We start from the raw sequence: 20,801 nt of genomic DNA, 5'->3' as shown, positions 1-20,801 counted from the left end.
AAGGCCCGGCTGGAGGCCGGGCCCTTTCCTTGGTCCAGTCAGAGCGTCAGAGGGGTGCTCAGACGATCTTGCCGGAAGCGAACTTCGCGGCGTACTGGTAGACGGCCAGGGTCTCACCGTCGAAGTACGGGGAGACGCTGGTGTCGATGCGCTTGTTGCCGTCGGTGTCGGAGACCGCGATGGTCACACCGTTGAGGTAACCGAGACGCTTGGTGTTGCTGTAGCGGTACAGCCAGGACGAACCGATGGAGCCCTCGCCGGTGAAGGAGGACTTCACGCCGACGAGCTCCTCGGCCTTGAGAGCCGGGGCAGCGGCCTTGAAGGTCTTGCCGTAGGCCCACTTGAGGGTCTTGCCGGAGAAGGCGTAGTTGCCGTCCGGGTGCGACCCGCTCGGGTAACCGAAGACGAAGACCGCGGTCCCGACCTTCTGGTTGTAGGCCAGGCCCTGACCACCGACGTTGCCACCCAGGGTGCCGACGTCCTTCAGAGCGATGTCGACAAGGTGACCCTTCAGCTTGAAGTCCACGTCGAAGAGAACCCAAATGCTGGCCTTGTAGAAGCCGTTGTTCTTCTGGAAGTAGAAGAACATCTCGTCTTCCGACCAGTGATCCGCGTCGCCGGGACCGAACTCCGCCCTGCTGACACGGGTGATGGTGATGCCCGACGTCTTGTACTCACTCACCCATTCGGAGGTCGCGCCACGAGCCAGGGCCTCGGCCTCTTCCTTGCTGCGGATCCCCAGGGCCTCCTTCGCCTGGTTTGCCACGATAGGCGTGTACCGCCTCTCGACCTCCTTGTCACCCGCCTTCGCGAGCTTGCTGGTGTGCACCGGAACGATCTCTCCGGTCCAGCCGGTGGTCTTGAGCTCGAGGTCCTTCTTGGCCTTCTCCGCCTCCGCGCGCGTGTCGAACGTGCGGTTCTTGACCCAGTTCTTGACCTTGTCGGCCGACACGTCGGTGACCTGGACGCCGTTGTAGACCGTCACGAACGCGTAGTCGCGGTCGCCGTCCTCGTAGACGTCGTAGTCGTAGTGGGTGTACGCGGTCTTACCCACGTAGATGCCCCACGGGGTCTTGCCCTGGTAGTAACCCGGGATGAACACCCACTTGTCGAGGGTGGCCTTGTTGCTCACCGTGTCGTAGACACAGTGACCCGCGGTCGCGACCAGATTCTTGTACTGGCTCTGGACCGAGGTGGCCGAGCACCAGTGCGGCTTGTTGTCCGCGCCGATGAAGAACACCTTGCCGGTCGTCTTCGGCAGGTTGACGTTCTTCAGGTTGCTCGTGGCGGCCTTCTGGTCACCACTGGAGCCGACCACACCGGCCTTGCTGTCGGCCGAAGCGCCACCGGTCGAGACGTGCCGCGAAGGCACGGTCGTCTCGACGTTGTACGGCGTCGCGTTGATCAGGTTCGCCTTGGCCTGGCCGTACCAGAACGCCGCCACCTGCTGAGCGGCGAAGTTCGTGTTGGCCAGGTTCACGGGCGGGGCGACGTCCGTGTCGGCCTGAGCCGGCGCGGCGACGGCGGCGGCGGCCAGCAGGCCCGCCGCGACCCCGCCGAGGGCGAGAATGCGCTTCATGGATTTCTCCCTGGTCTGTCGTGGGACGTCACTTGCGCCCCATGCGTCAGTGAAGGAACGGGAGAAAGGTAATACGAGGGGTAGTTGGTAGATAGGGGGATTATGAATGCTGTGCCCGTAACCGTAACCCTGGCCCAACCGCCCCATAAGCGCGTTCTCGCTGATCATTGACAGTGTTCTGCAACTTCCCCGACGGAATCGTTCAAGCCGAGATGTGAGTGAGATCACACCGGCCGGTGCGACCACGAGGTACTCCCCCGCGTCAAAGCCGGCCGACTCTGCCGGGTAACGGAAACAGGGTGTCGTTCCAGCGGTGCCGATCCCGATGACGGCTCGAGGGTCACCCGGCGCTTCGGCCCCGCTGACCGTAGGCTTTGCTCGTCCAGTGGACAGTGACGAGGAGACGCCGGATTGGCCGCTCTGCCGGATGACAGTTGGCTTCTCAGCATCCGCCCTCAGCCGACCCGCGTCACCGCGGAGGAGTACGACGCGCTCCCCGAGGAGATCGCCAAAGCCATCGAGATCGTCGACGGCTACGTGGCCCACTGTGCTGCTCCCACGCCTGATCAGCGGATCGCCGGCAGGCGACTGGCCAACCTGCTGGAGCGGCACGCACGCGCCGCGATGAGCAAGGGGCATGAGTGCCTCACCGTGAACAATGACGTGGATCTGCGCCTGAGGGACCTGCCGTTGCTCAACCGCAGACCCGACGTCGCGCTCTACCGGTGCCTCAACCGCGAGCAGGGTGAGCGTCTTCGTGCCGAGCACGCGCTGCTCGTGGTGGAGATCGTGTCTCCGGGATCGGAGACCCAGGACACGACGGACAAGCTCGGTGAGTACGCCAAGGCCGGCATCCCGCACTACTGGATCGTCCGGCTGGACCGCACCGGCGTGTCGGCCATCGAGCGCTACCGGCTGGACCGGGCGTCGATGCTCTACAAGCACATCGGCACCCTCATGAAGGACGAGCCCGGCGAGGCTCCCGTCGTGAGCAACCCGATCCCCATCACCGTCGACTGGGCCGAACTGCAGTTCTGAACTCAACCGGCCATTCGGCGGTAGCTCGTCGACGCCGTGTCCGGGCCAAGCGCTCCTCGCCGTCGGGGGACCGCCGTAGCGTCGCGTCGGCTCCATGAAGCGGACTGGCCGTCCGCCATGGGCATGGAACGCACTGCCGTCATCAAGGCCCGTAGGTCACCGCACAGGGGACCCCGTTGAGCGTGAAGCCGGTGGGGTGTTCGTCGGCCCCGTTGGCGGTGAAGCCGATCTGGAAGCTCGTGCCGGGATCGATGCTCGCGTGCCAGACCGGATTGGTGGCCTGGACGCTCGGCGGAGTCGCGGACCACGTCCCGCTCCAGCCGACGCTGAGGGTCTGACTGCCGGGGAAGACGAACTGCAGGATCCAGGGGCTGAACACCTGGGTGCCGGTGTTGTCGATCGTCACGATGGCATAGAAACCGGTGGTCCACCCGACGCTGGTGTAGGTCACCGCGCAGTCGTAACCGGCCGGCACGTCGGCGGGCGCCGCCTGGGCGGGCCCCGTGAACAACGCGGCCAGGAGAATCGCGGCGACACCGATCCCCGACGAAGCCCGCAGAAAACGCATCGATCCCCCTCAGGGCGGCATTCCGTGAAACGGATTTCAATAAGATCGTGAACCACTAGAAATGCGCTGTCAAACAATTCCCTGCGCATATTTCGCGACTCCCGGACCCTGTCACGCGTACGTTCGCCGCTTCAGCGAGCCGAGCTGGGAGTTTCACCGTCGGCCACATAGCGGTCACTTTATGGAGGTCGGCGGAAATGCCCTACTCGACGTCGCGAATCGCACTTTTCAGACGCGCCGGAATGGTGGTCTTGCGACCGGCGCGATAGCGGTCCAGGGTCGTTCCGATGATGCCGGGTGAACGCTGCCCGCTACATCGATTCCGGGGACATCTCGCCGCGTCGCCCCGATCATTGGGCGATGCGACCGGAAATCTGCGCGATCGGACGGCTCGCCGTGATCGGGGCGCTGGGCGCTGCTGCGATCGGATGCTCGGGCGGCGGCGTGGACGTACGCGACTCCCCCGCCTCCACGGCGGGCACACCAGCGGCGGTCACCCGGCCTGAGGGGGTTCCGTCTCTGTCCGGCGGAACCTGGACGGAGATCAGAACGGCCGGAACCGGCGCCGTGATGGAGAGCATCGCCGCGACCGGGGACGACGAGGCCTGGGCGGTGGGCAGCCCTGGCGAGGACAGACAGAGCGGCCCGGTTCTGCACTGGGACGGCCGCGCCTGGCAGTCCGTGGCACTGCCGCCGGGCCTGCGCTACCCCCAAGTGGTGTCCGGGGCTTCCCCTGGCAACGTATGGATCTTCGACAATGACGCGAACGCGTGGCAGTGGGACGGCCGACGGTGGTCGGCCCGGGGACGACCACCCTGGAAACCTCCGGTCTACGTGAAGGACGCCGTGGTCACCGGGCCCGAGGAGGTGTGGGTCGCCGGAGGTCAGGACGAGGGCGCCGCCGGAGATCCGCGCTGGCGGCCGCGGCTCGCCCGCTGGTCCCCCTCCGGCTGGTCCGACACATCGGACCCTCGATCCACCTGGCCGGGCATCCGTCACTTAGAGGCCGGTGCCTCCGGGGGCCTCTGGGCGCTGACCGGTGACGGGGACAGCGGATCCACCGTTGAGCGCTGGGACGGACGCCACTGGACGGTCGTGCCCGCACCTCCCTGGCCCATAGGCTCAAAGGTCGATCTCAAGAAGCTGGCGGTGGTGTCGGAACGGGAGGTATGGGTCGCCGGGTCGATCCTGCCGCCCGGCCCCCGCCAGACCGCACTGCAACCCGTGGCGCTCCAGCATCCTGTTGGTCGCCGGTGACAAGGCCGGGCGATGGAAAAGCTGGTACGAGGAGGCCATTCCGCTGGCCGAGCACCGGTATGAGGTCTACCTGAAGGAGCGCGCTCAGCAGGAGGAGGGAAAGTGAGCGGGTACGTTCGTTGGAAGGATATCCGGGCCGAGCATGTCGAGCGGGCCGGCGGGGAGGAAGCGGTCGAAGCCGGTAAGCGGGAGCTTCTGGCCGAGGTTCAGGGGCATCGGCTGGCGGAGATCCGCCGCAGCCGTGGCCTGACCCAGCAGCAGGTGGCCGAGCGCATGGGGGTCACCAAGGGGCGCGTCTCCCAGATCGAGCAAGGAAAGATCTCCGGCCAGGACATCCTGGCCCGCTACGCGGCCGCTCTCGGAGGGCGACTCCACCAGTCGATCTACTTCGATGACGGTGATATCGCCGCGATCGCATGACCAACTCGATCAGAACGTCATGCTGGGCGCGGCACTGTGGCGACCGCCCCGCTCGGGGTTCGTGAGCAACCCGGCGATGGTCAAGCGATCCCTGTGCTCGCTGGTTGCTCGCCTGACGGGAGCCGACCGAGCAGACCGCCCCGGCACTCGCGAGACGCTCGGTATAGCGAATCGCCAGATTAATGGCAATGTGATCGTGAGCCACTCGGCATGCGCTGTCGAACAATTCCCGAGGCATACTTCACAGTTTCTCGGCCCGATCGCGCGTCCATGCGGCAATACTTTTCAGTCGCGCCGGAATTCGCCGGACGCTTCTGCCGTCCGTCCGCGCTCGGCGGTGGTGCGCCGGGCGCGGATGGACGACCGGCTTCACCCCCGCCAGGTGACGAGGGCGTCGAGGGCTTCCACGTGGGAGCCGCGGACGAGCAGGGGGTTGATCTCCAGCGACTCCAGGTCGTCGCCGAGGCTCTCGGCGAGGGCGGCCACGCGGGCCACGACCTCGGCGACGGCGTCGAGATCGGCGGGCTCGGTGCCGCGCGCGCCCCGCAGCAACGCGGTGCCGCGCAGCTCGTCCAGCGCCCGCCGCACCTCGGCCGCGTCCACCGGCAGGACGCGCAGCGCCGTGTCGCGCAGCGCCTCCACCCAGATCCCGCCCAGGCCGACGGCCAGGGTGAGCCCCCACGACGGGTCGCGTACGACGCCTGCCAGCAGTTCGACGCCGCCGCCGCGCTGCGGCTGGACGAGCGCGCCCACCCGGTCCAGGCCGGCCGCCGCCGCGGCGGCCACGACCTCGCGGTAGGCCCGCTCGACGTCCCGCGCGCCGGACAGGCCGAGCCGGACCCCGCCGATGTCGCTCTTGTGGCCGAGCCCTTCCGCGGCGGCCTTGAGGACGACCGGGTAGCCGAACCCGACCGCCGCCGCCACCGCCGACTCCTCGTCGTACACCAGCTCGCCCGGCACGACCGGGATCCCGGCGGACGACAGCAGGGCGGCGGCGCGGTGCTCGGCCCACACGCCGGTCCTCGTCTCGGCCGCCGGGGCGCTCGCCACGGCACCCGCCGGGACCCGCGCGCCCGCCGCCTCGACGGCGGCGCGGTACGCCTGCCCCCATCGGACGGCCGCGCCGATGGCGTGCACGCCGTGCTCGATGCCGCCCGCGACGTACGGGAACCCGGTCTTCCGCTGGACGTCGCGGCCGAACTCGGTGACGTCGGTCAGCGTGTTGCTCACGACGACGACCGGCATCGGGGCGTCGGCCACGCGCTTGGCGCTCGCCGAGAAGGTGGCGTACACGGGCTCGGGGTCGGGCGGGGCGACGCGCGGGAGGTCCGACAGCAGCATGACCGCGTCCACGCCGGGATCGGCGGTGACGGCCTCCAGCGCGCGGCCGAGCAGCGTGCGGTCGATGAGCACATAGCCGGTGACGTCGAGAGGGTTCTGCACGGTCCCGAAGGCGGGCACGATCTCCCGCAGCCGTGCGACGGTCTCCGGGGCGAACGCCGGCAGCTCCAGCCCTTCGTCCTCGGCCCGGTCGGCGATGATCTCCGACGCGCCGCCCGACGGCGTGACGACGCCGATCCGTGGGCCCGGCAGCGGGCCGACCTCGGCGAGCAGGCCCGCGGTGATGACGAGGTCCTCCAGCGACCGCACCCGCACCACCCCGAGCTGCCGGAACGCCGCGTCGATGACGTTGTCGTCGCCGACGAGCGCGCCGGTGTGGGCCTGGGCGGTGCGCGAGGCGAGCCTGCTGCGCCCGATCTTCAGCGCGACGATCGGCTTGCCCGCGAGCAGCGCCCTGCGCGCCGCCCGGGAGAACACGGCCGGGTCGCGGACCGACTCGAGGAACAGCGCGATGGCCTTGGTCGCCGGGTCGTCCACCAGATAGTCGATGACGTCGGTGACGGTGACGAGCGACTCGTTGCCCATCGAGGTGAGCAGGCTGATCCCGACGTTGCGCGCCTGGGCGAAGCCGAGCACCGAGCTGGCCAGCGCGCCGCTCTGCAGCACCACGCCGACCGGTCCCCGCAGCAGCGGAGCCGGGATGGGCAGGCCGTACGGCGTGATGCCGGCGGCGGCGTTGACGAAGCCGTTGCCGTTGGGGCCGAGCACGGTGAGGTCGTTCTCGCGGGCGAAGCCGACGATCTCGGCCTCCAGCGCGGCGCCCCCGGGACCGGTCTCGCCGAAGCCCGCGGTGAGGATCACGTAGTGACGGATGCCGAGCTTGGCCCCCTCGCGCAGCACGGGCAGCACGGCCGTGGTGGGCACCATCACGTACGCGAGGTCGACCTGGCCGGGGATGTCCGACAGGCTGCGATGGGCCTGCTCGCCGTGCACCACGCCGCCGCGCGGGTTGACCAGGTGGACGGGCCCGCGGAAGCCGTGCGTACGGAGGTTGGTCAGCGTGCTGATCGACCAGCCGGACTTGTCCGTCGCCCCGACCAGGGCGATCGACCGGGGGTTGAACAGCTCTCCTACCGGCATCCTCATTCCCCGATCGTGCCGAGGCGGGCGTGGCCCCTGAGCAGGTTGCGGGCGATGGTGCGGCGCTGTATCTCGTCGGTGCCCTCGAAGATCCGCAACAAGCGCAGCTCGCGATACCACCGCTCGATGGGCAGTTCCTTCGTGTAGCCCATGCCTCCGTGGATCTGCAGCACGCGGTCGACAACCTGGTTGGCCATGACCGCGCCGTTCAGCTTGGCGATCGAGGAGGCGTGCCGGGCGTCCATGCCCTGCTGCACCCGCCAGGCGGCGTGGAGGGTGAGCCACTTGGCGGCCTCGATCTCCACCTGCGAGTCGGCGATCATCCACTGGATCGCCTGGTATTCGGCGATCGGCTTGCCCATGGAGACCCGGATCTTGGCGTAGTCGATCGCCATCTGGAGCATGCGCTCGGCCGAGCCGACAGCCCGCGCCGGGATCATGTAGCGGCCCTGGCCGATCCACTGCATCGCCAGTTCGAAGCCCTTGCCTACCTCGCCGAGGATGTTCTCCTCCGGCACCCTGACGTCCTCGAACACCAGCGAGGCCGGGCCCCACTGGCCCATCGTCGGGATCGGCTCGGACTTCCAGCCCATGTCGCGGTCGGCGAGGAAGCAGGTGACGCCGCCGTTCGCGCCCTTCTCGGGGTCGGTCACGGCGAACACCATCACGAAGTCGGCCTCGTTGCCGCCGGTGATGAAGGTCTTCTCGCCGTTGACGACCCAGTCTCCGCCGTCCTTGACGGCTCGCGTGCGGATGTTGCGGGCGTCGGAGCCCGCGCCGGGCTCCGTGATGGCGAAGCACGAACGGCGCTCGCCCTCGATGGTGGGGATCAGGTAACGCCGCTTCTGCTCCTCGGTGCCGGCGTAGAGGATGTTGTCGGCCGTCCCGCCGAAGCTGAACGGGACGAACGTCCGCCCCATCTCCATGGCGATGATCGCGGACATGACCGGGCCCAGCGCGGCCCCGCCGTACTCCTCGGGGGTGTTGATGCCCCAGAAGCCCATCTTCTTCGCCTTGGCCCGCAGGTCTCTCACGACCTCGGGGTCGAGCCCCGGGCCACCGGCGCGCTCGTTGCGCAGCACCTCGGGTTCGAGCGGCATGACCTCGCGTTCCACGAAGGCGCGGATGGTGTCACGGATCTGCAGTTCTTCTGGGCTCAGGGAGAAGTCCATCGACGCGACTCTTTTCTAGAATTGCTCTCTAGGATTCGCCTCAAGCCTCGTCCGCCGCCGAGAGGGTGTCAAGAGGTCTGGAATCAGTTTCTAGAATTCGAGCGGATAGAATGGCGTCGTCCCCGACGCAAGGAGCCCAGATGGCACGCAAACCCGCCGGCCGGGGCGGTTCGTGGGAGTGGAGCCGCACCGCCGAGACCCGCAGGAGCATGCTCAAGGCGGCCCGCGAGGTCTTCTCCGAGCACGGCTTCGCCGACGCCAACGTCGCGGACGTGGTCGAGCGCGCGGGCTCCAGCGTCGGCAGCCTCTATCACCACTTCGGCGGCAAGACCGAGTTGTTCCTCGCGCTGTGGGAGGAGCACCACGCCGCCCACGAGGAGGCCGCCGCGTCCAGCGTGGCGGCGGCGAAGAAGGCGGGCGTGAAGGATCCCGTCGAGCTGTTCATCGCCGGGGCACGGGCGTTCCTCGAAGGGTCCTGGCAGCGGCGCGACCTCGCGCGGCTGTTCATGGACGGCAACGGCCCGCCGGGGTTCGAGCTGATGCGGCGGACCCGCAGCCGCGAATGGGTCCGGCAGAACGCCGTGCTGCTGGGCGCGGCGAACACGGCGACCGACCGCCTCACGGCCTCCGTCCTCACGAGCGTCATCGGCGAGGCCGGGCGCGAGGTCGCGGCCAGCGAGACCGAGGAGGAGGCGGGAGAGGTCGTCGACGCGGCGATCGCGCTCATCCGCCGCTTCGGCGACCCTCTCGCCGTCCACGACGACGCCACCGACGGGACCAGCACCACAGACACGGCCGAGGCCACAGACACCGCCGACGCGACGGGCGCGGCCCCCGACGCCGGGGCCGCCGGAGGCTGACCCCGGCGACCCCGCCGGGCACCGCGCCGGCGCCTCACGCCGGGCGGAAGGCGGCCCTGCCCCGGTCGATGACGACCGTGCCGTCCTCCTTCGCCGTACGGAACAGGGCGGTCGCGCCGCCGTCGCCGGTCCAGATGGACACGGTGAGCGTCTCGCCGGGGAACACCGGCGCGCTGAACCGTCCCGACATGGCCGCGAACCTGGCCGGGTCGGACCCCGCCACCGCGTGCAGCAGCGCCCGCCCGGTGATCCCGTACGTGCACAGCCCGTGCAGGATCGGCCGAGGGAAACCGGCGCGGGCGGCGAAGGCCGGGTCGGAGTGCAGCGGGTTGCGGTCCCCGGACAGGCGGTACAGCAGGGCCTGGTCGGGGTGGGTCTCGTAGGTCACCGTGTGGTCAGGCGGCCTGCCGGGGTCGGCCCACTCGTCGCGGGGCCCCCGCTCACCGCCGAAGCCGCCCTCGCCGCGGATGAACACCGAACTGCGGCTCGTGATCAGCGGCTCGCCGCTTTCCGCGTCCACCGCCCTCGCCTCGCTCGTCACCAGCGCACCCGAGCCCTTGTCGTAGACGCCGGTCACGGTCGAGGTCGTCCGTACGCGACCGGCGGGCGGCAGTTCGCGGTGCAGCTCGAACGCCTGCTCGGCGTGCACGAGCATGGCCGGGTCGAAGTCGCCGAGCCTCCGCCCGGTGGGAGCCTGGGCGGCCAGGACGGCGAAGGTCGGCAGCACCCGCTGCCTGATCCCCGCCGAGTTCTCCGTGGTGAAGGCGAGCTCGCCGGTGCCCGCCCCGACGCCGAGCGCGTAGAGCAGCGTGTCGGCGGACGTCCACGACCGCTCGTACGGAGCGCTCTCCACCCCGATCAGACCGTGGTCGAGCGGCATGTCAGTCCTCCCCTGCCGGGATGCGCCCGCTGGTGAGGGCGTTCGGCGCGGCCTTGCCGACCAGGGCGGGGATCACCTCGCCCAGCTCGGCGGGGTCCCAGCGGGCGTCCTTGTCCACGCCCGGCCCGGCGTGCCAGCCCTCGGCCACGCTGATGTGCCCGCCGCGCACGTTGAAGACCCGGCCGGTGATCCCCCGCGACTGCGCGCTCGCCAGCCATACCACCACAGGTGCGATGTTGTCCGGCGCCGCCGCGTCGAAACCCCCCTCGGCCGGCCGCCTCCCGCCCGGGACGAGGTTCTCGGTCATCCGGGTGAGCGCGGCCGGGGCGACCGCGTTGACCGTCACGCCGTAACGCGCCAGTTCCTTGGCCGCGATGATCGTCAGTGACGCGATGCCCGCCTTGGCCGCGCCGTAGTTGCCCTGCCCGGCGTTGCCGTAGATGCCGGACGACGACGTGGTGTTGATCACCCGGGCGTCCACCGGCTCGCCCGCCTTGGCCCTGGACCTCCAGTAGGCGGCGGCGTGGCGGAGCGGGGCGAAGGTGCCGCGCAGGTGCACCCGGATGACCGCGTCCCACTCGTCCGCGGTCATGTTGACGAGCATCCGGTCGCGCAGGATGCCCGCGTTGTTGACCAGGGCGTGCAGGTCGCCGAAGGTCTCCACGGCCCTCATGATCATGCGGTGCGCGCCGTCGAAGTCGGAGACGTCCTCGCCGTCGACCACGGCCTCGCCGCCCATGGCCCTGATCTCCTCGACCACCTCGCCCGCGGCGCCGGTGGACGAGCCGGTGCCGTCGACCTCGGCGCCCAGGTCGTTGACGACCACCTTGGCGCCCTGGCGCGCGAACTCCAGCGCGTGCCCACGCCCGATGCCCCGCGCGGCGCCGGTGACGATCACGACGCGGCCTTCCATGATTCCGCCCATGCGCGGCTCCCTTGACTCGGCTTGACCCGATCTCATGTGAACGAGATTCTAGTAAGCGAATCTAGAATTGGGTAGGGAGGGGCCGGTCATGATCCAGCTCGCCGTACGATGACGGCCGTGCCGCGGGCCGTCGCCGCGGACCCCGGCGAACGTGAGCGGCTGCGCCGCGCCTGGCGGACGCTGTCGGTCGTGAGCATGGCCAGCGTCCTGACCGCGCTCGGCGGCAGCGCGCTCAACGTGGCGCTCCCCCAGGTCGTACGGCAGACGCACGCGAGTGCCGACGCCGCGAGCTGGATCCTGCTCGCCTTCCAGCTCACGACGACCGTGCTCATGGTGGTGTTCGGCCGGCTCGCCGACCTGTTCGGGCGGCGGGCGATGTACCTCGGCGGGCTGGCCACCTACACCGTCGCCAGCCTCCTTGCCGGGCTCGCGCCGAGCGCGTGGATCATCGTGGCGCTGCGCGTGGCGCAGGCGGCGGGCGGGGCCATGCTGCTGACCAACAGCGCCGCCCTGGTGACCGACGCCTTCCCCAAGTCGCGGCTCGGCGAGGGGATGGGCGTCTACACCGCGTCGTTCTCCATCGCCCAGCTCGCCGGCCCGTCGCTCGGCGGCCTGTTCACCGAGCACCTCGGCTGGCGCTGGGTGTTCTGGTACAACGTGCCGCTCGGATTGGCGTGCCTGGTCTGGGGGGCGATGGCCCTGCGTCCGGGGCCGCCGCAGGGCCGCGACCGGGGCCTCGACCTGCCCGGCAACGCGCTCGTGCTCGCCTGTCTCGGTGGCCTGCTGCTCGCGCTGTCGGAGGTGACCAGGCTCGGCTGGCGACACCCGATGGTGGTGTCGGGCCTCGTCGTGTTCGCGGTGACGCTCCCGCTGTTCGTCGCCCGGGAGTTGCGGGCCCGCCACCCGGTGGTGGACATCCGGATGTTCCGCGACCGCGCGTTCACCCTCGGGACGCTCGCGTCGTTCCTCAACTCGACCGCCAGGGTCGGGGTGGTGCTCCTCGTGTCGCTGTTCTACCAGGCCGTCCGCGGGGAGGACCCGGTGCGCGCGGCGCTGAAGGTGCTGCCGCTCTCGATCGCGGCGATGGCGGCCTCGGTCACGTCGGGTTTCCTGCTGCGCCGCCTCGGCCCGCGCACGGTGGCGGTCGCCGCGACCTCGCTCACGACGGCGGGACTGGCCGTCCTGCTGTGCCTGATCTCCCCCGGCGTCTCGTCCGTGGCGCTCATGGCCGCCCTCGTGCTGATCGGCGTCGGCTCCGGTATGTTCCTACCTTCCAACACCACCGCGATCCTCGACGGGGTGCCGTCGCACCGGCTGGGGATCGTCAACGCCATGCGCCTGATGCTGCAGAACACCGGGGTGGTGGTCGGCACCGCGCTCGTCCTGTCGATCATCACGGTGCCGCTCCCCGCCGACCTGCACGACGCCGTCTTCGCGGGCACGCTGTCCCACGTCTCGGCCACGGCGGTCGAGCGGCTCGTGACCGGCTACCGGTGGGCCCTCGCCTGCATGACCGCCGTCTCCGCGCTGGCCGTGCTGACCTGCTTCACCAGAAGGCGGGCAGGGTCGTCCGTCAGCTGAGCACCCTGCCGTGCCGGTCGCGGGCCTTCAGCCGCACGGTGGGCATCTCGGGGGCGGGCAGCGGAGCCTCCCCGCCGGGGACGACGCCGTAGCGGTCGCCCGGTACCCACTCATCCCGCGCCCAGTCGTCGCGCGCCCGCGCGATCTCCTCGTGCGAGCGGCCGACGAAGTTCCACCACATCACTAGGGGCTCCTCGAACGGCGTGCCGCCCAGCACGAACAGGCGGGCGGGGCCGGCCGCCCCGACAGGGACCTCCGTACGGCCCTGGCCGAGATAGAGCAGCGAGCCCGGGGCCAGCGGCACCCCGGCCACCTCGGCCGTGCCCGACATGGCGAGCACCGCCGTCTCGAAGGCCGGGTCCACCGGCAGCCTGTGCTCCCCCGGCCCCGCGAAGAGCACCTCGGCCCCGAGCAGGGGCGTGTGCACGAGGGCGGGCGAGCGCAGCGGCCCCACCTCGCCCACCACGACGGTCACCGTGACGTCGCCGTCGCGCAGCACGGGCAGCGCGGCGTGGTGCTCGAACCGCGCCTCGCCGTGCCGCGCGTCCTCCGGCAGCGCGACCCACAGTTGCAGCCCGTGCATGCCCGGCGGGCGTTCCGGCGGCGACTGCTCCGAGTGCGCGATGCCGTGGGCGGCGGTCATCAGGTTGAGCTGCCCGGGCACGATCGGCTGGACGTTGCCGAGGCTGTCGCGGTGCAGGATCTCCCCCTCGGCGAGCCACGTGACCGTCTGCAGGCCGGTGTGCGGGTGCGGCGGCACCTGCATCCCCGGCCGGCCGCTCACGTCGTCGGGCCCGAAGTGGTCGACGAAGCACCACGCGCCGACCATGCGGCGCGGGCGCTGCGGGAGCAGCCGCCGTACGGTCGTGTACCGGCCGAGCGGCACGTCGTGGCCGGGCAGGAGCACGCTCTCCGGCTCCGCCCCGGCCTCGCCCGTGCCGCCGTGCACCACGGTGCAGCCGTACAGCGCCGGCTCCCCCTGACTCACTTCGATCCCTCCCCGCCGCCACCGTCGAGGGAGAACCTGGCCCGCTGGTCTTCGGGCACCAGGTCGAGATACTCCGGGTGCCGGGCGATGTACCGCTGCACGAACGGGCAGATCGGCAGGACCGACAGCCCGGCGTCCCCGGCGGCGTCGAGCGCCGCCTTGACCAGCGTCGAGCCGAGGCCCCGGCCCTCGAAGGCCGGGTCGATCTCGGTGTGGGTGAAGGAGATCCTCGGCCCGTTGAGCCGGTAGTCGGCGAAACCGGCGAGCGCGCCGTCCAGGGTGATCTCGAAGCGGCTCGCCTCCGGCTTGTCGGCGACCTGCGGTTCTGACTGCTGCATCGGGGTCTTCCTTCCAGGATCGTCAGGCGGCGATCGTCGCGTGCATCTCCCACACGAGGATCTCGGCGGGCTCCGTCGCGGTGACCTTCTGCCCGCCGGTGGCGGTGAAGCGTACGGCGTCGCCGGTCTCCAGGGTGCCCGCACCCTCCAGGGTGACCCTCCCCCGGGGTACGAACAGGTGCAGGAACGGCGCCTCGGGCAGCTCCACGGTCTGGCCGGGCTGGAGACGGGCGGCGTACAGCGCGGCGTACCGGTTCTTGATCCGGATGGCCGCCTCGCCCGCGTGCTTGTCCATGCCGCTCGCGACCGGCACCAGGCCGCCGGCGAGCAGCTCGTTCTCGATCTCCAGCTGCTCGTAGCCGGGCGCGATGCCGGGCTCGTCCGGCACCACCCACATCTGGACGAAGTGCACGGGCTCGTCGTGCGTGCCGCCGCCGGTGAGCCGCCAGGAGTCGTTCTTCTCCGAGTGCAGGATGCCGGTGCCGGCGCTCATGCGCTGGGCCAGGCCCGGGTAGATGACGCCCGAGTGGCCCTCGGAGTCCTGGTGGACCAGCGAGCCCTGGAGCACCCAGGTGACGATCTCCATGTCGCGATGCGGGTGCGTCTCGAAGCCGGTGCCCGGGTGCACGACGTCGTCGTTGTTGACCAGCAGCAGCCCGTGGTGGGTGTTGCCGGGGTCGTAGTGGCCGCCGAACGAGAACGAGTGCTTGGAATCCAGCCACGAGATGCGGGTGGCGAAGCGCTCGCCCGCCCTGCGGACGTCGACCTGGGGGGCCAGCCTGGTCGTGGTCATGAGTTCCCTCTCCTTGTCGCCATGTAGATGATGCATCATCTACTGGTGCCCCCAACATACATGACGAGTCATTGATTCCGGATAGCCTGAGAGGCATGGACAGCCCACGGTGGCTCGACGCGGACGAGCAACGCGCCTGGCGGGCGTACCTGCGCATGCAGGGCCGCCTCACGGCCCGGCTCAACCGGCAGTTGCAGGCCGACTCCGGCCTTTCCCTGGCGGACTACGAGGTCCTCGTGCACCTCACCGACAGGCCGGAAGGACGGCTGCGGCCGTTCGAGCTGCAGCGCGACCTCCAGTGGGAACAGAGCCGGCTGTCCCACCACCTCACCCGGATGGAGCGCCGGGGGCTCGTCACGCGGGAGGAGTGCGAGGAGGACGGCAGGGGCGCGTTCGTCGTGATCTCCGAGGAGGGCCGCAGGGCCATCCGCGCCGCGGCCCCCGGACACGTGGAGACCGTGCGGCGCCTGTTCTTCGACGGACTCACCCGCCGGCAGGTCGCCGCCCTCGAACGACTGGCAGAGGACGTCCTCGACCGCCTCGGCTGAGGATCGCCGACGGACACCGCATCAGCTGACGAGCCCCTCGGGGAAGACGACGTCGGTGACACCGGGGACGGTCCTGGCGACGAGTTCGGCGATGCGGGCCGACCGTTCGTCTCCCCGGCCGTACAGCTCGACCACGCCGTCGCGCACGGCCGCGCCGAAGGACGACGTGTCGGCGCAGTCGCGCAGCGCCGCGAGCACGTCCTCGCGGATCCGCTCGTCGCCCTGGGCCAGCAGGCCCATCAGGTCGCGCCGGCTGACGATCCCCACGAGCTCCTCGTCGCGCAGGACCGGGACGCTCTTCACCCCCGTGGTGATCATCAGTTCGACCACGTCCATGGTGTCGGCCGCGTCCCCGACCGTGGCGACGCGCGGCGTCATGACCTCCTCGACGAGCGCGGGCGGCCTGCCGGTGGGCAGGGCCTCCGGGCGCAGGAACGCCCGGGGGTTGGTCCCGAACTCGCCGCGCAGCAGGTCCATCTCGCTCACGACGCCGACCATCCGCCCGGACGCGTCGACCACCGGCGCGGCCGTGATGTCCTTCTCGTACAGCAGGCGGACGGCCTGTTTGATCGTCTCGGTGCGCCGGACCGTCATCACCGGCGTCGTCATGATCTCGCGGACCAGCATGTGACCACCTCCTACGCCGCCGGCGCGAGGGCGAGCGTGCCGCCGGGCGCCGGTGCGACCCGCGCGCCGAACTCCCGGCAGATCCCGTCGAGCGTCGCCAGCAGCCACGCGCGGTCCTCGGGGCAGGCGTGCCGCAGCCTCATCCGCACGGCTCGCATCGGCGCCATCCGCAGTTCGATCAGCCGCCCTGTCGCGGCCTCTACCGTCGCGAAGTACAGCAGGCGCAGGTCGTCGCGGTACTCCTCGTACCCCGCGATGCCCTCGTAGTCGTCGACGAGGTCGCCGCAGCCGTAGAGGATCAGCCGCCCCCTGTGCACCTCGACCGGCCGGGGATGGTGGGAGGAGTGGCCGTGGACGAGGTCGACGCCGCCCTCCACCAGCGCGTGCGCGAACTCGGCCTGGTCCTCCTCAACCTCGTAACCCCAGTTCGATCCCCAGTGGACGGAGACGACCGCGATGTCCCCCGGCCGCTTGACCCGCCGTACGTGCCGGAGCGTACGCGCGGCGGCGTCGCGGGTGGGGCCGGGGAGACAGGCGACGCCGGGCCGGTCCGCGGCCGCCGCCCAGGTGGCGGGGACGCCGCTGGACGGCATCGCGACCGCGAAGACCAGGACCCGTCCGCCGCCGGGCAGGGCCACGACCGCGGGCCGCCACGCCTCGTCCTCATCCCGTCCGGCGCCCGCCTGGTCCAGCCCAGCCCCCGCGAGCGCGTCCAGCGTCTCCGTGAGCCCTGGTACGCCGAAGTCGAGCACGTGGTTGTTGGCCAGGACGCACACGTCGGGCCGGACCGCGGCCAGAGCGGGAAGATTCGCCGGGTTCATTCGGTAATGCACGGGCTTGCCCGGCGCGAATTCACGGCTGCGGGTGACACTCGTCTCCAGGTTCAGCACGCGTACGTCGGGGGCGGCCTCGTCCAGCACCTCCAGGGCGTCGCCCCAGGGCCAGGAGTATCCGGCCGGGCGCGGGATCGGGCCGTTGGCGGCCTCCGCCAGCTCGACGTACCGCCGGGCGTCCCGGACGCTCGACTCCTCCAGCGCGGGGTCTCCCGGGCACGGGAGGATCTGGTCGACGCCCCGGCCCAGCATGACGTCGCCGCACAGGAACAGCGTCACGGGGTCCCCCGCGGCCGACCGCATCTCACCCCTCCTCGGGCAGTGCACGGCAGCCAGTCACATCTCCATCCTCCCCCCTGTCCGCCGGAGGACACGGCCGGGTCAGGGCACGCGGCAGAGGATCTCACCGTGCGGGACGCTGAACCAGCCGTCCTCGCTCGCGGCCCACTCCCGCCAGCCGTCGGCGATCCGGCGCAGGTCGTCCCGCGTGGCGTGACCGCCCTCGACGGCACGGGCCGCGTAGGAGGACTCGACCGTGCGGTCGGCCCACAGGCCGCCCCACCAGGCCCGGTCCTCCGGGGTGGCGTAGCACCACGTGGTCGAGGACGAGGTGATCTCGGTGAAGCCCGCCTCCCTGGCCCAGGCGCGCAGCCGGCGCCCGGCGTCCGGCTCGCCGCCGTTGGCGCGGGCCACCCGGTGGTAGAGGTCCAGCCAGTCGTCCAGGGCCGGGACCTGCGGATACCACAGGAACCCGCCGTAGTCGCCGTCGCGGGCCGCGACGATCCCGCCCGGCTTGGTCACCCGCCGCATCTCGCGCAGCGCGCCGACGGGGTCGCCGAGGTGCTGCAGCACCTGGTGGGCGTGCACGACGCAGAAGGACGCGTCGGGGTGGCCCAGCGCGTGCACGTCGGCGGTCGCGAAGCTCACGTTGCCGAGGCCCCGCCGCTCCGCCTCGCGCCGCGCCTGCTCCAGGATGCCCGGGGCTCTGTCTATGCCGATCACCTCGCCCTCCGGGACCAGTTCCGCCAGGTCGGCCGTGATCGTGCCTGGACCGCAGCCGACGTCCAGGATCCGCATGTGGGGTCTCAGCTCGCCCAGCAGGTACGCCGCCGAGTTGGCGGCCGTACGCCAGCGGTGGGAACGCAGAACGGACTCGTGATGGCCGTGGGTGTAAACGGCCGTTTCGTTCGCCATGTCCACTACGGTTCCATATGTCTCGCTATTTGAGCAAATATGTCTCACATGTTGAGCGACGAATCAGGGGTGTTGATTCCGGCGGCCGGGCACGGGCATGGTGATCGGATGACCAGCGATGAGGCTCGCGACGGAGTCACGCTGACCAACCTCGACCAGCCGTTGTTCGACGGCGCGGGCGCGACCAAGCGCGACCTGGTCGACTACCTGGACGCGGTGCGCGACCGCGTCCTGCCGGTGCTGCGCGAGCGCCCGCTGTCCGTGGTGCGCGTGCGGCAGGGACAGGCGCCGTTCATGCAGAAGAACGTGCCCTCATACGCCCCCGACTGGGTGCGGACGGTCACGCTGTGGGCCGAGTCGTCACAGCGGCGGGTGTCGTACGCCCTGTGCGACGACCGGCGCACCCTGCTGTGGCTCGCCAACCAGCGCGCGGTGGAGTATCACCCCGCCCTCGTCCGCGCCGGGGAGTGGGACCGCCCCACGCATCTCGTGCTCGACATCGACCCGCCGTCGGCCGAGGCGTTCCCGCGTGCCGTCGCCACCGCGCGCCTGATCGGCCGGGCGCTGGCCGACGCCGGCCTCGCGGGGGCGGTGAAGACCAGCGGCGCCAAGGGCCTGCACGTGTTCGTGCCGCTGGAGGCGCACACCACGGAGGACGTGGCCGCCGCGACCCGCGCCCTCGGCGTACGCGCGGAGCGCCTCGACCCCGCACTCGCCACGACGGCGTTCATCCGGGAGGACAGGGGCGACCGGGTGTTCGTCGACTCGACCAGGTCCGGCGGCGCGACCGTGGTCGCCGCCTACAGCCCGCGCGTACGGCCCGGCGTCCCGGTGTCGTTCCCGGTCGCGTGGGACGACCTGGACCGGGTCGCGCCCGGCGACTTCACCGTGCGCACGGCGGCGGGCCTGCTGCGCGACGGCGATCCCTGGGCCGCGCTCATGCCGGAGCCCCAGCGGCTGCCCCGCGACCTGATCGAGGAGGGCCACACGATCCCGGTCGCCCGCGTCCAGGCCATGCACGAGGGCAAACGGCGTGCCCGCGCCCGCCGGGCCACTTCCTGAGAGCTTTGGCGACAAGGCGTTGCTATAGTTCGCGACATGTCGTCGCCAAACTCTCGCCAGAGCTGGCTCCCCCTCGTCGTACTCGCCACCGGCGTGTCGTTGGTCGTCGTCGACGCCACGATCGTGAACGTCGCGGTGCCCGCGATCATCGCCGACCTGGGCCTCGGCGCCACCGACGTGGAGTGGGTCAACTCGATCTACTCGCTGATGTTCGCCGCGCTGCTCATCCCGTTCGGCCGGGCCGGCGACCGGTACGGCAGGCGCCGCCTGTTCGCCCTGGGGATCGCGGTCTTCCTGGTGGCGAGCGTGCTGGCGGCGCTGTCGGTGAACGGGCCCATGCTCATCGGCGTCCGGGCCGTGCAGGGGGCAGGGGCCGCGATGGCGGTCCCGATGACCCTCGCGATCATCAACCGCGTCTACGTGGGCCGCATGCGGGTGATCGCCTTCGCCGTGTGGGGCTCCATTATCGGCGGCATGGCCGCGATCGGCCCTCTGGTCGGAGGCTGGCTGGTCACCGACCACGGCTGGCGGGCCGCGTTCTGGATCAACCTGCCCATCGGCGCGCTGCTCCTGCTCGGCTCGCTGCGGGTGCCGGAGTCGCGGGACGGCCACGCGGCGGGCGGCGACCTGGCCGGGCTCGTCCTCGCCGTGCTCGGCACGACCGGCGTCGTCTTCGCCCTGATCGAAGGGCAGAAGTACGGCTGGTGGGAGCCGCGGCGGACCGCCGCCCTGTTCGGCCTGCGGTTCGAGAGCCTCTCCCCCGTTCCCTTCGCCTTCGCCGTCGGCATCCTCGCGCTGGCCGCCCTGCTCGTGCGCGAACGGCGGCGGGAGCGCGCCGGCCGGCCCGTGCTCGTGAACCTCACGCTGTTCGAGCTGCCGAGCTTCCGCTACGGCGCGATGGCCGCGGTGATCGTGGCGCTCGGCGAGTTCGGCCTGATCCTCGTGCTGCCGCTCTTCCTGCAGTCCGCGCTCGGCTACACCGCCTTCCGGGCGGGGCTCGTCATCGCCGCGCTGGCCCTCGGCACCTTCCTCGCGGGCGGGATGGTCCCCCCGCTGTCGAAGAAGTGGTCCCCCCGGGCCATCGTCCGGATCGGCCTCGGCATGGAGGCCGTCGGCGCGGCGGCGATCGGTCTCTCCCTGTCTCCTGACATGGGCCCCTGGCGGCCGGTGCCGTGGCTGCTCCTCTACGGCGCGGGCATCGGCTTCGCCACGGCGCAGCTCACCGGCGTGCTCATGGCCGACGTGCCGGCCCGGCTGTCCGGTGGCGCGTCCGCGCTCCAGAGCACGGTCCGCCAGCTCGGCGCGGCGCTGGGAATCGCCGTCCTCGGCGGGGTGCTGGTGACCGGGCTGGGCTCCGCGGTCGAGCGGGGGCTCGCCGGCCAGCCGGAACAGGTGCGCACGAGCACGGCCCGGATGGTCGAGGAGAGCGCGGGCGCCGCCATCCCCGCGCTGCGCGACCCGGTGGTCCACGCGGCGGCGGTCGAGGCGGCATCCGAGGCCACCCGCAGGGTCACGTTCATCACGGCGCTGGCGCTGCTGGCCGGAGTCGGCATCACCCTCCTGCTCCCCCGCACGCCGGTCGCGCGGGACGAGTCACCGGAGCCGGTCGCGGCCGGCGGGCCGGATACTGGAGGTCGCGACCCGGACCTGTAGGAAC

At 71.1% G+C, this 20,801-nt stretch carries 20 protein-coding genes; 8 read left to right on the top strand and 12 right to left on the bottom strand.

What is annotated here, in order from left to right:
* Nucleotides 1–58: 58 nt before the first annotated feature.
* Nucleotides 59–1,579 carry a serine protease gene (locus HHX31_RS33595; RefSeq protein WP_211589575.1) on the bottom strand — a complete coding sequence of 507 codons (1,521 nt, stop codon included), beginning with the start codon at nucleotides 1,577–1,579 and terminating at the stop codon, nucleotides 59–61.
* A 411-nt stretch (nucleotides 1,580–1,990) separates the two neighbouring features.
* Here HHX31_RS33595 and HHX31_RS11855 point away from each other — a divergent pair, with 411 nt between their 5' ends.
* Entirely contained in the window at nucleotides 1,991–2,617 is a 627-nt protein-coding gene (locus HHX31_RS11855; protein ID WP_169948104.1) for a Uma2 family endonuclease, read from the top strand.
* Nucleotides 2,618–2,759: 142 nt separating this feature from the next.
* Here the strand turns inward: HHX31_RS11855 and HHX31_RS11850 are convergent, their stop codons facing one another.
* Nucleotides 2,760–3,185 (bottom strand): cellulose binding domain-containing protein, encoded by a 426-nt coding sequence (locus tag HHX31_RS11850; protein ID WP_169948102.1) that lies wholly within the window; start codon nucleotides 3,183–3,185, stop codon nucleotides 2,760–2,762.
* Between the two features lie 360 nt (nucleotides 3,186–3,545).
* On the opposite strand from HHX31_RS11850, the gene HHX31_RS11845 reads away from it, so the two are divergent.
* Both HHX31_RS11845 and HHX31_RS11840 read left to right on the top strand, forming a co-directional pair.
* Nucleotides 3,546–4,442 carry a hypothetical protein gene (locus HHX31_RS11845; RefSeq protein ID WP_169948100.1) on the top strand — a complete coding sequence of 299 codons (897 nt, stop codon included), beginning with the start codon at nucleotides 3,546–3,548 and terminating at the stop codon, nucleotides 4,440–4,442.
* A gap of 102 nt (nucleotides 4,443–4,544) precedes the next feature.
* The gene (locus tag HHX31_RS11840; RefSeq protein WP_169948098.1) at nucleotides 4,545–4,862 is read left to right on the top strand and encodes a helix-turn-helix domain-containing protein; all 318 of its coding nucleotides are present in this window, start codon (nucleotides 4,545–4,547) and stop codon (nucleotides 4,860–4,862) included.
* Nucleotides 4,863–5,231: 369 nt separating this feature from the next.
* Here HHX31_RS11840 and HHX31_RS11835 read toward each other — a convergent pair whose 3' ends face one another.
* Both HHX31_RS11835 and HHX31_RS11830 read right to left on the bottom strand, forming a co-directional pair.
* Nucleotides 5,232–7,349, bottom strand: a complete 2,118-nt coding sequence (locus tag HHX31_RS11835; protein ID WP_249345871.1) for an acetate--CoA ligase family protein — start codon at nucleotides 7,347–7,349, stop codon at nucleotides 5,232–5,234.
* Complete coding sequence (locus HHX31_RS11830) at nucleotides 7,346–8,515, bottom strand: acyl-CoA dehydrogenase family protein (RefSeq protein ID WP_169948096.1); 1,170 nt, start codon at nucleotides 8,513–8,515, stop codon at nucleotides 7,346–7,348. Before HHX31_RS11830 ends, HHX31_RS11835 begins: the two co-directional genes overlap by 4 nt.
* A 140-nt stretch (nucleotides 8,516–8,655) precedes the next feature.
* On the opposite strand from HHX31_RS11830, the gene HHX31_RS11825 reads away from it, so the two are divergent.
* Entirely contained in the window at nucleotides 8,656–9,375 is a 720-nt protein-coding gene (locus HHX31_RS11825) for a TetR/AcrR family transcriptional regulator (protein ID WP_169948094.1), read from the top strand.
* A gap of 34 nt (nucleotides 9,376–9,409) precedes the next feature.
* Here HHX31_RS11825 and HHX31_RS11820 read toward each other — a convergent pair whose 3' ends face one another.
* Both HHX31_RS11820 and HHX31_RS11815 read right to left on the bottom strand, forming a co-directional pair.
* Complete coding sequence (locus HHX31_RS11820) at nucleotides 9,410–10,255, bottom strand: MaoC family dehydratase (RefSeq protein WP_169948092.1); 846 nt, start codon at nucleotides 10,253–10,255, stop codon at nucleotides 9,410–9,412.
* Nucleotide 10,256: 1 nt separating this feature from the next.
* On the bottom strand, nucleotides 10,257–11,180 hold the full coding sequence (locus HHX31_RS11815; RefSeq protein ID WP_169948090.1) for an SDR family oxidoreductase: 924 nt from the start codon (nucleotides 11,178–11,180) through the stop codon (nucleotides 10,257–10,259).
* 117 nt (nucleotides 11,181–11,297) lie between these two features.
* On the opposite strand from HHX31_RS11815, the gene HHX31_RS11810 reads away from it, so the two are divergent.
* Nucleotides 11,298–12,761, top strand: a complete 1,464-nt coding sequence (locus HHX31_RS11810; protein ID WP_311931741.1) for an MFS transporter — start codon at nucleotides 11,298–11,300, stop codon at nucleotides 12,759–12,761.
* Here the strand turns inward: HHX31_RS11810 and HHX31_RS11805 are convergent.
* The 3 genes from HHX31_RS11805 to HHX31_RS11795 are packed head-to-tail and all read right to left on the bottom strand — an operon-like array spanning nucleotide 12,754 to nucleotide 14,880.
* Nucleotides 12,754–13,749, bottom strand: a complete 996-nt coding sequence (locus HHX31_RS11805) for a pirin family protein (protein ID WP_311931740.1) — start codon at nucleotides 13,747–13,749, stop codon at nucleotides 12,754–12,756. The genes HHX31_RS11810 and HHX31_RS11805 overlap by 8 nt on opposite strands.
* A complete protein-coding gene (locus HHX31_RS11800; RefSeq protein WP_169948086.1) occupies nucleotides 13,746–14,087 on the bottom strand; it encodes a GNAT family N-acetyltransferase in 342 nt (113 codons plus the stop codon). Before HHX31_RS11800 ends, HHX31_RS11805 begins: the two co-directional genes overlap by 4 nt.
* Before the next feature lie 22 nt (nucleotides 14,088–14,109).
* Complete coding sequence (locus tag HHX31_RS11795) at nucleotides 14,110–14,880, bottom strand: pirin-like bicupin family protein (protein WP_169948084.1); 771 nt, start codon at nucleotides 14,878–14,880, stop codon at nucleotides 14,110–14,112.
* A gap of 95 nt (nucleotides 14,881–14,975) precedes the next feature.
* Here HHX31_RS11795 and HHX31_RS11790 point away from each other — a divergent pair, with 95 nt between their 5' ends.
* A complete protein-coding gene (locus HHX31_RS11790) occupies nucleotides 14,976–15,428 on the top strand; it encodes a MarR family winged helix-turn-helix transcriptional regulator (RefSeq protein WP_169948082.1) in 453 nt (150 codons plus the stop codon).
* Nucleotides 15,429–15,449: 21 nt separating this feature from the next.
* Here HHX31_RS11790 and HHX31_RS11785 read toward each other — a convergent pair whose 3' ends face one another.
* From HHX31_RS11785 to HHX31_RS11775, 3 genes are all read right to left on the bottom strand, one after another.
* Complete coding sequence (locus tag HHX31_RS11785; RefSeq protein WP_169948080.1) at nucleotides 15,450–16,055, bottom strand: CBS domain-containing protein; 606 nt, start codon at nucleotides 16,053–16,055, stop codon at nucleotides 15,450–15,452.
* 11 nt (nucleotides 16,056–16,066) lie between these two features.
* Nucleotides 16,067–17,191, bottom strand: coding sequence for a CapA family protein (locus tag HHX31_RS11780; protein ID WP_169948078.1), 1,125 nt, complete (start codon nucleotides 17,189–17,191; stop codon nucleotides 16,067–16,069).
* 78 nt (nucleotides 17,192–17,269) lie between these two features.
* Nucleotides 17,270–18,082, bottom strand: coding sequence for a methyltransferase domain-containing protein (locus HHX31_RS11775; RefSeq protein WP_169948076.1), 813 nt, complete (start codon nucleotides 18,080–18,082; stop codon nucleotides 17,270–17,272).
* Nucleotides 18,083–18,190: 108 nt separating this feature from the next.
* Between HHX31_RS11775 and HHX31_RS11770 the strand changes: the two genes are divergently transcribed.
* Nucleotides 18,191–19,144, top strand: coding sequence for a DNA polymerase domain-containing protein (locus HHX31_RS11770; RefSeq protein ID WP_169948074.1), 954 nt, complete (start codon nucleotides 18,191–18,193; stop codon nucleotides 19,142–19,144).
* Nucleotides 19,145–19,180: 36 nt separating this feature from the next.
* Nucleotides 19,181–20,797: an MFS transporter gene (locus tag HHX31_RS11765; protein WP_169948071.1), complete on the top strand. Its 1,617-nt coding sequence runs from the start codon at nucleotides 19,181–19,183 to the stop codon at nucleotides 20,795–20,797.
* Nucleotides 20,798–20,801: the final 4 nt, after the last annotated feature.

Origin of the sequence: Microbispora sp. H11081 (assembly GCF_012999535.1) — a bacterium.
Lineage (GTDB): Bacteria > Actinomycetota > Actinomycetes > Streptosporangiales > Streptosporangiaceae > Microbispora.
This window is presented reverse-complemented; position numbering and strand designations above follow the sequence as displayed.